Source organism: Synechococcus sp. MVIR-18-1, assembly GCF_014279835.1.
GTDB lineage: Bacteria > Cyanobacteriota > Cyanobacteriia > PCC-6307 > Cyanobiaceae > Synechococcus_C.
The window spans coordinates 1,766,443-1,780,815 of the sequence record NZ_CP047942.1; the positions used below are offsets into that span (position 1 = coordinate 1,766,443).

The 14,373-nt window shown below is 48.3% G+C and carries 14 protein-coding genes; 9 read left to right on the top strand and 5 right to left on the bottom strand.

Annotation, left to right across the window (positions count from 1 at the left end):
- Window positions 1-322: 322 nt before the first annotated feature.
- The 4 genes from SynMVIR181_RS09510 (at window position 323) to SynMVIR181_RS09525 (ending at window position 4,203) form a co-directional block, all read left to right on the top strand.
- On the top strand, window positions 323-1,357 hold the full coding sequence (locus tag SynMVIR181_RS09510) for an AraC family transcriptional regulator (RefSeq protein WP_186589076.1): 1,035 nt from the start codon (window positions 323-325) through the stop codon (window positions 1,355-1,357).
- Window positions 1,354-2,310, top strand: coding sequence for a helix-turn-helix domain-containing protein (locus SynMVIR181_RS09515; protein ID WP_186589077.1), 957 nt, complete (start codon window positions 1,354-1,356; stop codon window positions 2,308-2,310). The genes SynMVIR181_RS09510 and SynMVIR181_RS09515 overlap by 4 nt, the downstream gene beginning before the upstream one ends.
- 115 nt (window positions 2,311-2,425) lie before the next feature.
- Window positions 2,426-2,674 (top strand): plasmid partition protein ParG, encoded by a 249-nt coding sequence (locus SynMVIR181_RS09520; protein WP_186590604.1) that lies wholly within the window; start codon window positions 2,426-2,428, stop codon window positions 2,672-2,674.
- Window positions 2,675-2,973: 299 nt separating this feature from the next.
- On the top strand, window positions 2,974-4,203 hold the full coding sequence (locus tag SynMVIR181_RS09525) for a HEAT repeat domain-containing protein (RefSeq protein WP_186589078.1): 1,230 nt from the start codon (window positions 2,974-2,976) through the stop codon (window positions 4,201-4,203).
- Between the two features lie 352 nt (window positions 4,204-4,555).
- Here the strand turns inward: SynMVIR181_RS09525 and SynMVIR181_RS09530 are convergent, their stop codons facing one another.
- The 3 genes from SynMVIR181_RS09530 to rplU all read right to left on the bottom strand — a co-directional run bounded on the left by SynMVIR181_RS09530 (window position 4,556) and on the right by rplU (window position 6,066).
- Window positions 4,556-4,726: a hypothetical protein gene (locus SynMVIR181_RS09530; RefSeq protein ID WP_186589079.1), complete on the bottom strand. Its 171-nt coding sequence runs from the start codon at window positions 4,724-4,726 to the stop codon at window positions 4,556-4,558.
- A gap of 650 nt (window positions 4,727-5,376) precedes the next feature.
- Complete coding sequence (rpmA, locus tag SynMVIR181_RS09535) at window positions 5,377-5,646, bottom strand: 50S ribosomal protein L27 (protein WP_006853593.1); 270 nt, start codon at window positions 5,644-5,646, stop codon at window positions 5,377-5,379.
- A gap of 42 nt (window positions 5,647-5,688) precedes the next feature.
- Complete coding sequence (rplU, locus tag SynMVIR181_RS09540) at window positions 5,689-6,066, bottom strand: 50S ribosomal protein L21 (protein WP_186589080.1); 378 nt, start codon at window positions 6,064-6,066, stop codon at window positions 5,689-5,691.
- Between the two features lie 135 nt (window positions 6,067-6,201).
- Here rplU and SynMVIR181_RS09545 point away from each other — a divergent pair, with 135 nt between their 5' ends.
- From SynMVIR181_RS09545 to kaiC, 3 genes are all read left to right on the top strand, one after another.
- The gene (locus tag SynMVIR181_RS09545; protein ID WP_186589081.1) at window positions 6,202-7,098 is read left to right on the top strand and encodes a circadian clock protein KaiA; all 897 of its coding nucleotides are present in this window, start codon (window positions 6,202-6,204) and stop codon (window positions 7,096-7,098) included.
- Entirely contained in the window at window positions 7,095-7,454 is a 360-nt protein-coding gene (gene kaiB / locus SynMVIR181_RS09550; protein ID WP_048347100.1) for a circadian clock protein KaiB, read from the top strand. Before SynMVIR181_RS09545 ends, kaiB begins: the two co-directional genes overlap by 4 nt.
- Window positions 7,455-7,520: 66 nt before the next feature.
- Window positions 7,521-9,056 carry a circadian clock protein KaiC gene (kaiC, locus tag SynMVIR181_RS09555; RefSeq protein ID WP_186589082.1) on the top strand — a complete coding sequence of 512 codons (1,536 nt, stop codon included), beginning with the start codon at window positions 7,521-7,523 and terminating at the stop codon, window positions 9,054-9,056.
- A gap of 48 nt (window positions 9,057-9,104) precedes the next feature.
- On the opposite strand, the gene SynMVIR181_RS09560 is transcribed toward kaiC, so the two are convergent.
- The gene (locus tag SynMVIR181_RS09560) at window positions 9,105-11,186 is read right to left on the bottom strand and encodes an ATP-binding protein (protein WP_186589083.1); all 2,082 of its coding nucleotides are present in this window, start codon (window positions 11,184-11,186) and stop codon (window positions 9,105-9,107) included.
- A 23-nt stretch (window positions 11,187-11,209) separates the two neighbouring features.
- Entirely contained in the window at window positions 11,210-12,535 is a 1,326-nt protein-coding gene (gene purD / locus SynMVIR181_RS09565) for a phosphoribosylamine--glycine ligase (RefSeq protein ID WP_186589084.1), read from the bottom strand.
- A 102-nt stretch (window positions 12,536-12,637) separates the two neighbouring features.
- Between purD and SynMVIR181_RS09570 the strand changes: the two genes are divergently transcribed.
- Together SynMVIR181_RS09570 and purC are read left to right on the top strand one after the other, a co-directional pair.
- On the top strand, window positions 12,638-13,624 hold the full coding sequence (locus SynMVIR181_RS09570; protein ID WP_186589085.1) for a hypothetical protein: 987 nt from the start codon (window positions 12,638-12,640) through the stop codon (window positions 13,622-13,624).
- Window positions 13,621-14,373, top strand: a complete 753-nt coding sequence (gene purC, locus SynMVIR181_RS09575; RefSeq protein ID WP_186589086.1) for a phosphoribosylaminoimidazolesuccinocarboxamide synthase — start codon at window positions 13,621-13,623, stop codon at window positions 14,371-14,373. Before SynMVIR181_RS09570 ends, purC begins: the two co-directional genes overlap by 4 nt.

The window sequence follows — 14,373 nt, forward strand, 5'->3', positions numbered from 1 at the left end:
ACATAATCATCTCTTCTCGATATATACACTGCATTAACTCAAGATTGAGGCAAAACCATATTCACTGTGTATAATATTAAGTACAATGCAGATATAGTGAATGTGACTTTTCGGTTCTATGAATTCTGCAAGGCACATTGCCGTGAATCCGTATTAATAATTGTCACACTATGTTTGCTTGCCTGAGCTCTGTAGATTTCTAAGATCTGAGTTTTAAATTTAAAAAGTCATAGATCCTCACAATATCTCAGCGAGAAGCGAATAGAGATTATAGTTTTCGCCTGCTTGATTTTCATAGGCATCACGCCAAGGTAGCAACCAGATGAAGGCAAGGAAGGCAAAAGAATATGTTTTCAGTAACTTGCTTGGAATGGAAACATATTGCAAGAATCATTATAATGAATATTATTCCACCTCGAATTTTTCTTGCAATATCACCCAGCTCAGCAAAGGTGAATTGCAAACGAGTTCGATATGCGCCCCGATTAATAATGTTCACCTTGAAATTTTTAAGTCAAATCAAACCTTGCTTTACGAAGAAGAAGCCAATCAAAATTCAATTGCATTTTGCTGGATAAATAATCAAGGCAAAAAGCCAGGCAGTAACACTATTATTAGTGGTCACAAGATGAAGGATTTAAGCATAGCAGGATTTAATCGTTTAAATAAAACTGGTGGCAATACATGGGATATTGTTGGGGCCAATACTCTCCTCTGCTGTATGAGCCTGAAGTGGAAAATAATGAAAGAAAAAATAGACAAAATGAATGCTTATAATGCATATGCAAGAATCGAAGAATGTATCGGCATTGATTCCAATAGCACGGCTAGCTTTCAGCTCAAAAATTTGTTTGAAAAGCATTTTACGAAAGGAATCACTACAGCTAGTGGATTTTATGATTTAGCCATTGCAACTTTAGAGGATTCTTGCGAGCTACAAAATCAGATCACCGAGAGATCTGAATCCACTGAACTGATAGAGGATCTTGTTAAATTATTGCATGAAGATAGATCAGGTTTGCCACCCTTGACGATTGGAGAAATTACTAAATACTTGAATTCTGAGCAAGAATCTGTAGGCCAAGCGTGTATATCTACCTTTAATATGAATATTCTTGATTTGATTAAAAGTATCCGTCTAGAGCAAGTCAAGAAGTCTTATCTAAATCCACACGTTCCCCGTGGCTTAAAGCAATTTACTAAACAGCATAATGCTTTATATTATGGGTTCAAAAATTGGGATTCTTTTCAACGACTGTATTTTAGGACTTTTCTAGAGAGTCCTGAAGACACAATTGATAAAGCAAGCAAGATGAGTGTTCTTGTTTCTGACTTGCGTAGAGGAAGTATGTCATGAAAATCAAATTTGCCTATACAGATCCATTGCAATTATCTGAGACTCTTCAGGAATATGGTCAAGTCACCAGAATTTCTCAACTTGAAAGTGGTGAAGGTAGTTATTCTATGTCTCATCAAAAATCAACTGGTATGGCTATTGCTGAGATCAGTGCCTCAAAACCCCTTCTATACGAGGGATGGGGTACAAGTTGGTCAGTTGATTTTAATTGGATAACACCAATTCGCAAAGCAAATTCTCCTTTTGGATACTGCGAAGGTTTTGACATGAATGATAATAGTCTTGGAGGTTTTAATACTTTTCATTCAAACCCAGGTGACTCATGGGGGAAATATTCTGAATCATGCTCTTCAACTGCATGTATGTTAGACAAGAAAATACTCCTCGATAAGCTTCAAGAATGCAAGGCAAGTCATGCTATTGATAATTTAAATCAATCCATGGGTTTAGTGATTGACCATGAAGCCTTCACGCAATTGCGGAAACTTACTCGAAGAGATCTTGTTAAAGGAATTTCTAATCCTTCTAAGTACTATGATTTAATGACTATCTGTCTCGAAGAAGGAAATCGTAGACTGTTTAAAAAGAAACAGGCAAAGAATCAGCGTTTGCTTGGTGAGATTGTTGATCTTGCACATGATCTTGATCAAATGAGCTCACCAATGTCCTTGTCAGACGTTTGTCGGCATTTAAACTCTGGCCAAGCTTCTTTATATCGAGTATGCCAAGATTACTTCGGCATGGGTATCATAGAAATGATGACTCAGGTAAGACTTGAAGAAGCCAGAAGATCAATGATTTATTATTCTACGACATCAGATTATGATAATAATACTATCCGTGAAATAGCAATTCGTTTTGGATTTAAGCATCAAGGTAGATTTTCGAGAAGGTACTTTACCAGTTTTGGAGAATTGCCAAGCCAAACACTTAAGCGCTCTAAGCTTTTATAAACAGGCATGCAAGTACTGACCTTGCCCTGCTTCAACAATGAAATTAATTTAAAGACCGTAGGGTTTTGCCTCCAATCCTGAAGCTAAGAGAAAGGTTAAGCTTTTTCTTGCTCTTATCCGATTCTTACCAAAAAGAGTAGAATTTGGAAAATATGGTGACCTTTACGAGTTATCGAAAAATTTATGTTCATCAAGAATGAAACGAATCACCTTTGAGTTGAATGATGAGCTTCATAAAAAGCTCAAGCTTCTTTGCTATACAGAGTCTTTATCTATAGGCCATATTCTTAGGCAATGTGTTTCGGACTTTTGCGATAAACATGATGCTCATTTGATTGAACTAATCGATAAGCGATCAAAGTAGTTTGTTGGACTCCTGAATTAGGCTAATCCATCTTGCTCTTGATTTTAGTAAGTTTCCACATTCTTGAATAGTCTCGATATAGTTTGATTGATTAATTTGGTAAAGCTGAAAAATCTCTTTGGGGTGGCTTTTGGTTTGCCCTGTATGTCTCTATTGTCTATGAAATCTGAAATTCTGCATTTGCATGTTTCTTATGGACTGCTTGTGTAAATAAAAATTGTCAACATGATGCATATTAAATGTGTTTTTACCGTTTGCAATGGATTATTTAGATAGAATTATTTATTCGTTTTATTCTTATGGCTGAAAGGTTTGATATTCTTGTTCACGGGATGAGCGAAAGTGATGCCTCAAGGCTCTTGTTTGAGAATACTTTAAATGTTAAGAGACCCGCAGATCGTTATTTTGCTGCCACTAGGCTTGGCTTGAGCGCAACAGATGCATCATTTGAGTTACTTCTTCATGCTGTTGAGAAGCTTTCCGTCGATGAATTGTACGACAGGATTACGCGTAGAAAATCTATTGAAGCTCTTGGAAGGAGAAAAGATGTGCGAGCCATACCAACTTTAGTTGGTGTTTTGAATTGTACTGATAGCGAGGCTGTCATTAATGCAATTACTTCCTTGGTTCGCATTGGTTGGCAGCCACTCTCCGATGACATAGATCTACTCCTTTCACTCTTGAATGGCGAAGTTACGCAGATGCGTGCTGTTATTCAAGCTCATACCAGACTAAAAATTATGAATCCAAAATCTCATTCTGTCATCTACAATCTTTGTTCTCATGAGAGTGTCTTGGTTTCTGGTGCAGTACGCGCGTATCAGGCAAGGATATATGGAAGAGTTGATCTCTTAGGCCCTTTGATTCCACAGCTTACTGATTTAGTGGCTGGAAAAAGACGCTCGGCCGTGATTGATTTAGGTGATGCTGGTGATGAAAGCAGACTATCAGATTTGGTGCGTGCACCAGTTTCTATGTCTCTTAGGGCAAAAAGTTTTTTTGATATCGTTGATGTTAATCATTCAATTCTTACTTCTGAAAATTACACTCTGTTAGAACAGCTTTTAACTGACAATCCTCAATATCTTGATTTAAAATCTGAGTGGCAGTGTGATATGAATCCTAATGAAATAGAGAGGAATCTCAGTCATAGAGACGAAGCGCGTCAATATGGTGCGGCATTGAGCCTCATGACTATCGATTCTCAGAGTTGTCTTGAAATAGTTGATAGTATGCAAGAAAGGCTTTGGTCTGATTACGTTACTCACTATTACCTTACATGCATTATTGGTTTGCGCAGATTCCACCAAAAAAGTGATTTGGTTCGAGCTGCTCTTTCAGAAACAACTCCTCAATACACAAAATCAAGGATAGCGGCAGCTTGGGCTTGTCTCGAGCTAGAACTCTTTGATCAAATGGAGCTGATCTACGAACTTTCTAATTCTGCTTTTTGGAGGCCGCTTCGCTGGACTTGTCAACAGGTGATGGCACGGCTAGTTGAGAAGCAGCAGTTTAATTATCAACCTTAGGAAGATTGAATTCGATGATAAATTGTATATAGATGATTGGCTGATTGCGCATTGGAGTGGCAAGAACGAAAGATCTTTCCCGAAGAACTTTAGTTTAAATTTTACTTGTATGGATTACTTGAATGAGATTGGTGAGAATATAAAATAATTAGCTACTATTGTTTTAAGCTGTTTTGTGATTGCTTTAGTGTGCTTAGGGTTGAAGATGATCTATTTGCCTGGTTGGCTTTGAATGTTTTGGGCTGCCTTTCGTTCCAGGTTCCGGAAATTTTATAAAGCCGAATTGGAACGTTGTGTATCAGTCATGCTTGGTAAAAATGAGAGTTTATGATTTGTCTGTTCGGTGCTCATGTCATCCAGCCACGGCTGAGATGCTGTGGGGTGCTTGAGGAAAGCTTGTTGGCATTGGATCAGGCTTTCCTTCTGCCAACGCTTTGGCGCGAATATACATTTGGCTTGACGTTGATCCAGCTGCTTCCATCGCCTTGGCGACAAGATCCCAGTTGCGGATTTCGGTAGACATCTTTGAGATTTGAAAACGAATGGTTTATAAAACTTAAAGCCTTTTGGGAGTGCCTGTGGCTTCAGCGGTATCAATATCGTCTTGATTGAGAAAAGGAATGCGCTAAGACCAATCAGCTCAGTTGATCATGGGCATTGGCCTCAAGCTTTCTTTCACCTGCTACGGCTCCACTCACTCCAGATGTCTAGGTTTGTGCCTCTGAGAAGGGCAAGGGGTGCCAGTAATGCTTTCTCTATCAGCTCACCGCAAAAGTTCAAAATCTCTCTTTGCAGTTGTTCCCGTCTTGGAACGGAACGTCTTGTTGACGAGCGCTTTCGGTTGTCACCTTCTCTTTCGCCTCTCCCCTTCGTCTCTTTAGATTCCAATCTGCTGAACATTGTCTGCTGATTACTCTTCTCAGCACTCCGCTTTGAGATACTTCAGCCGCGGTAGATATGAATGGAGTTGAATTGCTTATTCATTGGAACTTTGCTAACAAGATGAAAGTTGCCCTGCACTATTTGCATTGACGGTGTTCATGATGAGTGGTTCGGAAGTGCAAGCACACAAACTATTTTCATGATGGGTCGAACAAAAAAAGAGCAACAATCTTTCGATCATTGCTCTTTGCTGAGGACTCTGTCTTTTGTCAGTCGCTTGATCAGTCTGGATTACTGAGCTGCTGCTGCAACCGTGATGCGCTTGCGATTGCGAAGCCCGCGGCGGATCGACTCAAATTTGACGATCCCGTCGGTCAAGGCAAACAAGGTGTCATCCTTGCCGCGACCAACATTGACGCCTGGCATAACGGAGGTGCCACGTTGGCGGATCAGAATGGAACCAGCCGTTACGCTTTCACCGCCGTAGGCCTTCACGCCGAGGCGTTTGGAATTGGAGTCACGTCCGTTGCGGGTTGAACCTGTGCCTTTCTTGTGGGCCATGGAAAATCAAAGAGATGGAGAGAGGGAAGCTGGTTGAGGCAATCAGCTGATGGCTTTACCGCCGACGGAAATGGATTCGACCATCACTCGGGTGAGCTCCTGTCTATGACCATTCTTACGGCGTGTTTTCTTTTTAGGGCGCATTTTGTAAACGATCACTTTTTGACCGCGACGGTGAGCCATCACTTTGAGTTCCACACTGGCGCCCTGGACATAGGGCTTGCCGACGGTGGCTGCGTCACCGTCTTTGACCAGAAGCACCTTGTCGAGGGTGATCTTGGCGTCGACTTCGGCATGCAGCCGGTCGAGGTCGTAATAACGGTTGGGTTGCACCCAAAATTGCTGTCCAGAGGCCTCGACGATGGCGTACGAGCCTGTTTCTGGAGTGGTTTGTGAGCTGCTGCTGCTGGTTTCTGCCATGGGCTACGGGACGCGAACAGGCTCGGAGACTTGGAAGCCGCCGATTTGGCCTGTGCCGCAATCGAAAGACAAACAAAGATCTTCGACCTTCGTGCTCTCTTTCGTCAAGATTCACTTGAACACTTTTCGTTTTGGATGACCAGGCCGGCCCTCACGATCGCCTTGTTATTGAGGTCGCCTGAGCTCGAATCGGCTTGCTGTCAGTGGTTGCCTGGCAATCGCTACACCCAGGTGGATCTAGGCCTTGAGGACTCAGCGGTGGATGTCGTCTCCGCGTTGGAACGACAACGCGAGGCTGTCGATGCTGTAGTGATTGAGCAATCTCTCCTGCAAGACAAGACACGTGAAGACCTACTAGCTCGTGGTTTGCTCTTTCCTGCCGTTGTGGTGGGCGAATTGATGGGCCGTGTCGATTACCACCCTGAAGAGGTTCATCTGCCAGACGATCAGCTTGAGCAGCTTGGTTACAACGTTGACGCAGCGATCTCACGCTTTCTTCGCCACGGTCAGAAAGATATTCGCCCTGAAGATGGATCCACCGAATCGGATCAGGTTGGTGGGCAGCCTGAGGGACGTGCTTGGAAGTTGTCGAGCCGCTTGCAGGAGAGGCTTGGTTACCTCGGGGTGTTCTACAAGCGAGATCCCTCGCGATTCTTGGCCAATCTTCCTCCCCATGAACAGCGTGAGCTGCTGCAGTCGCTGCAGCGCACCTATCGAGATCTGTTGATTGGTTACTTCCGTGACCCTGCTGCTGCCAACCAGGCGTTAGAGAGTTTTGTAAATACCGCTTTTTTTGGCGACCTGCCCATTACTCAAACCGTTGAGATTCACATGAATCTGATTGACGACTTTTGGAAACAACTCAGACTTGAAGGGCATAAAGACGACTTCCTTCAGGATTACCGCCTTGCACTGTTGGATGTCATGGCTCACCTTTGCGAAATGTACCGACGGTCAGTCCCTGGAGATATTCCCTTGGCTTCTGCTGGATCTAAGCGCCGTCAGCTTCAGGATTCGGAAGTGATCTTATGAGCCCGCGCAAGACTTATATCCTCAAGCTTTATGTAGCTGGGAATACTCCGAATTCGATGCGTGCACTCAAAACGCTTCGGAATATTCTTGAAACGGAATTCAAGGGTGTCTATGCCTTGAAGGTCATTGATGTCTTGAAAAATCCTCAGCTTGCAGAAGAAGACAAAATTCTGGCAACTCCCACGTTGTCCAAAATTCTCCCCCCTCCTGTGCGTCGTATTATTGGCGACCTTTCTGATCGTGAACGAGTGCTGATCGGCCTTGATCTTCTTTACGACGAGCTTGTTGACAACGACCTCAGCTCTTCGCTGATGGATGCGTTGGAAGTTCCGGACATCGAAGAGGCAGATTCTTAAGTCACGGGGTGATCTAGAGGGTACTGAGGATTTTCCTTATTAACGTTGGAGAGCAAGGTCGCAGTTATGCAGATTTCTAGCTCAAGCGGTTCTCCTCAGATGCAGGTCCAGAAGCTCCCCACTGGAATTGAGGGCTTTGATGATGTGTGTCATGGCGGCTTGCCAATTGGACGCAGCACCCTGATTAGCGGAACGTCCGGAACGGGTAAAACTGTTTTTTCCTTGCACTTTCTCCACAATGGAATTGCTCATTACGATGAGCCCGGAATTTTTGTCACGTTTGAAGAGTCGCCACTCGATATTCTGCGTAACGCTGCAAGTTTCGGTTGGAACCTGCAGGAGATGGTGGAGCAAGATAAGCTCTTTATTCTTGATGCTTCACCGGATCCTGATGGTCAGGATGTGGCGGGCAGTTTCGATCTGTCTGGCCTGATTGAAAGAATTAATTACGCCATCCGAAAGTACAAAGCCAAAAGGGTGGCAATCGATTCGATTACGGCTGTATTTCAACAATATGATGCGGTGTTTGTTGTGCGCCGGGAGATCTTCCGTCTCATCGCACGCTTGAAGGAGATCGGTGTCACAACTGTGATGACCACTGAACGAATCGATGAATACGGGCCAATCGCGCGTTACGGCGTTGAAGAGTTTGTCTCTGACAATGTTGTGATTCTCCGTAATGTGCTTGAGGGCGAGCGCCGAAGAAGGACTGTTGAGATTCTCAAATTGCGAGGCACCACCCATATGAAGGGTGAGTTCCCGTTCACGATGGGGGCCCATGGGATCAGCATCTTCCCTCTTGGTGCGATGAGACTCACGCAGCGCTCATCCAATGTGCGCGTGAGTTCTGGTGTGCCACGGCTCGATGAGATGTGTGGTGGCGGCTACTTCAAGGATTCAATCATTCTCGCGACGGGAGCGACTGGTACAGGGAAGACCTTGCTGGTTTCGAAATTTATTGAGGATGCCTGCAGTAATAAAGAGCGAGCAATTTTGTTTGCCTATGAAGAATCACGTGCTCAATTGATGCGTAATGGCACAAGTTGGGGTATTGATTTTGAGCAGATGGAGCAAGATGGCCTGCTGAAGATTATTTGCGCCTACCCAGAGTCCACTGGCTTAGAAGACCACTTACAGATTATTAAAACTGAGATCAGTCAATTCAAGCCAACGCGAATGGCGATTGACTCATTATCTGCGTTGGCGCGTGGTGTAAGCCGCAATGCCTTTAGGCAGTTTGTGATCGCATTGACTGGATATGCAAAGCAAGAAGAAATTGCTGGCTTCTTTACCAATACATCAGAAGAATTCATGGGGAGTCATTCGATCACTGATTCCCATATCTCAACCATCACTGACACGATTTTATTGCTCCAGTATGTTGAGATACGTGGTGAGATGGCTAGAGCGATCAATGTTTTCAAGATGCGTGGGTCCTGGCATGATCGCGGCATTCGAGAATTCTTGATCACTGGTAACGGACCGCAAATTCAAGATTCTTTCTCCAATTTCGAGAGAATTATCAGCGGCGTTCCTCATCGCGTAACGATGGATGAACGGAGCGAACTATCGCGTATCGCTCGTGGAGTGGCTCCAGAATAGGAATGATTAGAACTTGAAATATCAAGGCTAAATTGAAGCGACTTTTCTTCAGTCAACCTCAAATTCTTCTTGCTCATAGCGACTTTGTCGCTCAGCTTGCAATTTGATTTCGTCTTGGTCGGATTGGGCTAGAGGTAAGTCAAACCAGAATGTTGTTCCTACATCCGGTTCGCTTGCCATACGAATCACACTGCTGTGTTTCTCTAAAATTCCCCTCACGATGGAGAGTCCTAAGCCCGTCCCCACTTCCGTATGAACTGCATTCTCTACGCGATAAAACCGTTCAAAGATTCGTTGTTGTTTGTCTTCGCTGATTCCATAACCTGTGTCACCCACTTCCACTCGTAATTTTGGAAGAGGTGAAATCATTTCGCATTGTGGTGCTTGAAGTGAATCTTCTGGAAGAGGTCCCATCCAGCAGCTGTCGGGCCAGGCGTAGGCGCGTATCACGATGCGGCTGCCACTCCGGCTGAACTTGAGAGCATTTCCAACGAGATTATCCAGCACCTGGAGGAGCAGGTCCCAATTGCCAAGAATGTCTGGCAGATCGATTGATGCCTCCAGGTCAAGTTCCACTTGTTTGTCTGATGCGTTCAGTTGGTAGCTGCGCAGGGTTTGTTCTAGGCCAGGCCTCAGATCGAGTTCAGAAAACTGAACGCTGGGATGGGCTTCGAGCCTTGAAAGATCCAGTACATCGTTGACGAGTCGAGTGAGTCGATCTGTTTCGTCATTGGCAATGCCCAGAAACTCTTGCTTATCTTTCTCGCTGAGTTGATCCCCCATTTCGTACAGGGTTTCGACGTAGCTCTTGATGTTGAACAGCGGAGTGCGCAGTTCATGGGACACGTTGCTGATGAAGCGGCTCTGGGCCGCGTTCAGCTCCACTTCGCGGGTGAGGTCCTGCATGGTTACGGCGATTCCCTTTAGGTTTTCGCCGCTGGGTTCGCGTACGGCTTGAAGCACGAAGCGCAGGGTGCGAGGCGGCTCCCCGATGCTGCTTCGAAGATCATTGCTGTCACGGCCTTGGTTCAGGACTCCATCAAGAGGCTCATGGAGCTCGTTGGCTAGCAAGTCTGGGATTGCATTGAGAAAATCCTGTCCTTCGAGATTGCGTCCCTCCCAGCGAAATAAGCGTCGAGCCGTTGGATTGGCCAACACAATTTGACCTTTCTCATCCAGCAACACCGCACCATCCGCCATCGTTGCGATCAGCGAGGCCTGCTTGACCTGGGCAGCCTGCAACTCTTCGATGTTGGCTGCGTCGTAGTCCTGAAGCTGCGAGGCCATCGCATTAAATCCATCCAACAACTCGCCAAGTTCGCCGCCAACAGGGAGGCCAATACGGGCCTGGAAATCTCCAGAAGCAATCGAGCGAACGCCGCGTAGCAGTTCCTTGACGGGGCGGGTGATGGTCAGCGCGTTGAAAACAGCCCCAAGAATCACCAGGACCCAAATTGAAATAAAGACGGCCACGGTGACCTCTCGGGTCAAGGAGGCACTAGCAAGAGCCGAGTCATTCGGATTCACCCCGAGGGCGAGAACGCCGAGATAGCGACCCTCATGAATCAAGGGCACAAAAACATCAGTGACCTGACCCTCAGGGGTCAGGTGTTGACGGACGAGGGGATTTTTAGGCCTCGATCTCAGTTCACTCGGGAGTTCGAGGCGTCTATTGAGACGTAGGTTTCCCCTGGTATCAGCGTCATTCCCACTGATGGGAATGCCGAGGTACACAACGCCTTCTGGATCTGCAAAAAAGATGTAGCGCAGGCTGCGGCTTGAACGCCAAAACTGTTCGGCCACATTGGCCAGTTCTCGGTCGTGTCCTTCTGCAACCAGCTCGGTGACATTGCCCGCTAGAAGCAGCCCTAAATCGCGGGCGTAACGCGTGTCATTCATCACTGCATCACGTTGGATGCCGTTGAGCGCGAAAAAGGTGATGCTGGTCATCATCAGGCTCACCACCAGCGTGGCGATGGCCAGAAGTTTGGTCTGAAGGCTGAATTCGGCCCACCAGAGGCGGATGCCACTCCAAAGGCCCTCCTGCTCTGCGGCCGTATCAGAAGAGGCTGACCCTGCCCATGAGGACGCAGTCGAGTTCGCAGAAGCTGGTGCCGAACCGCTACTCATGGCGCATCAATGCTTAACAAAGCTTAGGTGCGCACTTGATGGCCAATGTCTGTTCTGAATTGCATGCCGTTGTATCGGACCTGCCTTAATCCTTCGTAGGCCTTTGCGAAGGCCTGATCGAAATCTGTTGCTTGAGCCACCATCGCCAGAACGCGGCCGCCGGAGGTTTCCAGCACCCCCTCAATGCTGTGTCTCGTCCCTGCGTGGAACAACTGACGTTGTTCCGTGTTGGTTGGGTTGGGGCTGAATGCAACCGCAATCGGATCACCTTTCCGGGGCCTGTCTGGATAGCCCGCTGCTGCTGCCACAACACAGGCACTGCACAGCTCTACCTGTGTGAGCGCTGGGGCATCTGCAAGACGTCCGAGCGCACAAGCCTGGAGCACGCGAGCGAGTTCAGGTCCCATGAGAGGCATCAGGGTTTGACATTCAGGATCGCCAAAGCGGCAATTGAATTCGATCACCTGCGGCCCCTCCTCAGTCAGCATGAGACCCGCATAAATCACCCCCCGGTAGTGGATTCCTCGCTTGCGCAAAGCCGCAAGGGTTGGTTTCAGGATTTGTTTGCGCGCCTGCTCTAGGCCCGCTTGATCGAGGAGGGGGGCCGGTGCATAGGCCCCCATTCCCCCGGTATTCGGTCCATGGTCACCATCTAAAAGTCGTTTGTGATCCTGCGCGGGCGGTAGCAAAACCATGTCCTCGCCATCGCATAGGGCAAACACGGAAACTTCAGGACCGGTGAGGCGTTCTTCCAGCACAAGCTGTTCGCCTGCTCGTCCGAATCGCCCTTGAAAAGCCTCTTGAATGGCGGCGGCCGTCTCCTCCACGGTGTTCGCCACCGTTACCCCTTTCCCAGCTGCGAGCCCATCCGCCTTCACAACCAAGGGACGCTGCAGTCGCTGGAGAAGGGCAAGCCCCTCCTGTTCGTTGGTCACGGTCCAGTACCCAGCTGTGGGAATTCCTGCTTCTTGCATGAGTTGCTTTGCCCAGGCTTTGCTCGCTTCGAGCTGTGCACCCTCCGCACTCGGGCCGAAGACTGCGATGCCTTGTCCACGAAGCGTGTCTGCGAGACCAGCGGCCAAGGGTGCTTCTGGACCGATCACCACGAGATCGATGGCGTGCCTGCTGCACGCCGTAACCATGCCTTCGTGGTCCGTTTCTGCGATCGCCAGGGGAGTGCAGCCTTCCAAATCGCTAGTGCCAGCGTTTCCAGGACTGATCCAAATGTCTTCGATCTCTGGGCAGCGTCTGAACGCCCAGGCCAACGCCTGCTCTCGTCCGCCACCTCCGACCACGAGCACATTGCGCAACGGTGGCAGCGAGAGGGGACGGGAACTGGAGATGGACATGGGCGGGTGCGGAACGGGGGGTGACTCCTAGGTTTGGAGTTCAGGCGCAATGCTCGACGCATTGCCCTGATCTGTCCATCTTTGTTGAACGACTGTCAGCCCATGGGGCTTTCCTCTCTGCCACTGGTGTTTTTATTGGCGTCAGCACCGCCGTTGGGCGCTGCTGTTCTGCCTCCTGTTGCTTTGCCGATGTCCCTTGAGACCTTTGAAACGGTTCTCCAAGAAGGTGACATATCCCAGCTGTCGGCGGCTTGTGCTGATGCGGATCGTTTTGGCCTGCAAGAGCGCCTGCGTCTGCTGCGCAATCGTTTGATGCTGGTGGCGCCTTCCCCGCAACCGTTTGCTGTTGTGATGGCGAATGCCCGGGCGCTGCTGGCCTGTAAGGCTCCCGACAGCACCCAGATTGTGCTTAGTCGATATGGCCCTGGACCAGGATTACAGCGCAGGGAGTGGTTGCTGCTGTCGTGGCAAGCCGCCAGTGCGGCCCTCGATCAAGATCGCGCTGTGCTGGCCCTGCGGCGTTTGGCTAATGGAGATCTCACGCGTCTCGATACCGAGCTGTTGATCGTGGGCCAATCGGAGGATGGTTTGCCGCTTACGCGTTCAGCTCTTGATCTTCTGGCGAACCATGAGCTGGCAGCTGGCCGGCCGGAGGAAGCCGTCACGGTGCTTCTAGCGGGACGTACTCCAGGGGTAGTGGCATCGCGCAGGCTTGGCCAAGTTGCTGAACTGTTGGCGCCGCTTGATCCAGAGCGCAGTGATCTGTTGTTGGAAGCGGCCTTGGATCAAGCGGCAGCTGAGCAAGCCTGGGGTTTGGCGGAAGATCTGCTCCGCCTGCAGTTGCGTTTGGCGTTGCAACGGGGGGGCGATGCTGAGCGACCTCGCGAACGGTTGCGTCGTTTGGCGAGCCGGGTTGATGACCGCTTAACGCTGCTTGAGCTCGAACAGATTTCCCCTGACTGGGATCAACAGCGTTTGCAAGACCTTGAGGATCAGCTGCGCTCACCTCGCGCTGCCGGTGGCCATGCCTCCCTGGGAGAATCGGACTCATCTGAAGCTCCTGCTTCCAATCCTTTGGCCACGCCATGACCAGCTCCCATGGACCGCTCCTCTATGAGGGCAAGGCCAAACGCATTTATGCCTCAAACAATGAGGCTGAGGTTTTGGTCGAATTCAAAAATGATGCCACCGCTTTTAATGCCCAAAAGCGTGCACAACTGGAAGACAAAGGCCGACTTAATTGTCAGATCTCAGCGTGTCTGTTTGAGTTGCTTGAACGGGAAGGGATACCAACCCATTACTGCGGATTGGAGTCGGATCATTGGATGGTGGTCCAACGGGTCAAGGTGATCCCGATCGAAGTGGTGCTGCGCAATGTGGCCACCGGATCACTCTGCCATCAAACCCCTATTTCTCAAGGCACTCGCTTGGATCCAGCTTTGCTGGATTTGTACTACAAAGATGATGATCTTGGTGATCCTCTGCTAACAGAGTCTCGCCTCTTTTTACTTGACTTAGTCAGTCCAGAAAGTCGTCAGGAAATCGAGACGTTGGCAAGGAGGGTGAATACTGTTTTGATCCCTTTCTTCTCTGCTCTCAATCTGCAATTGGTGGATTTCAAGCTCGAGCTGGGACACAATGCAGCGGGTGAATTACTTGTTGCTGACGAGATCAGCCCAGACACCTGCCGCCTTTGGGACATGAACAGTCGGGATGAAAAGGAGCGCATTTTGGATAAGGATCGCTTCCGTCAAGACCTTGGCGGAGTGATCGAGGCCTACGGGGAGGTCTGCAAACGGGTCCAAGGGGCAACCCCCAAACCCCGCAACTACAAGTAA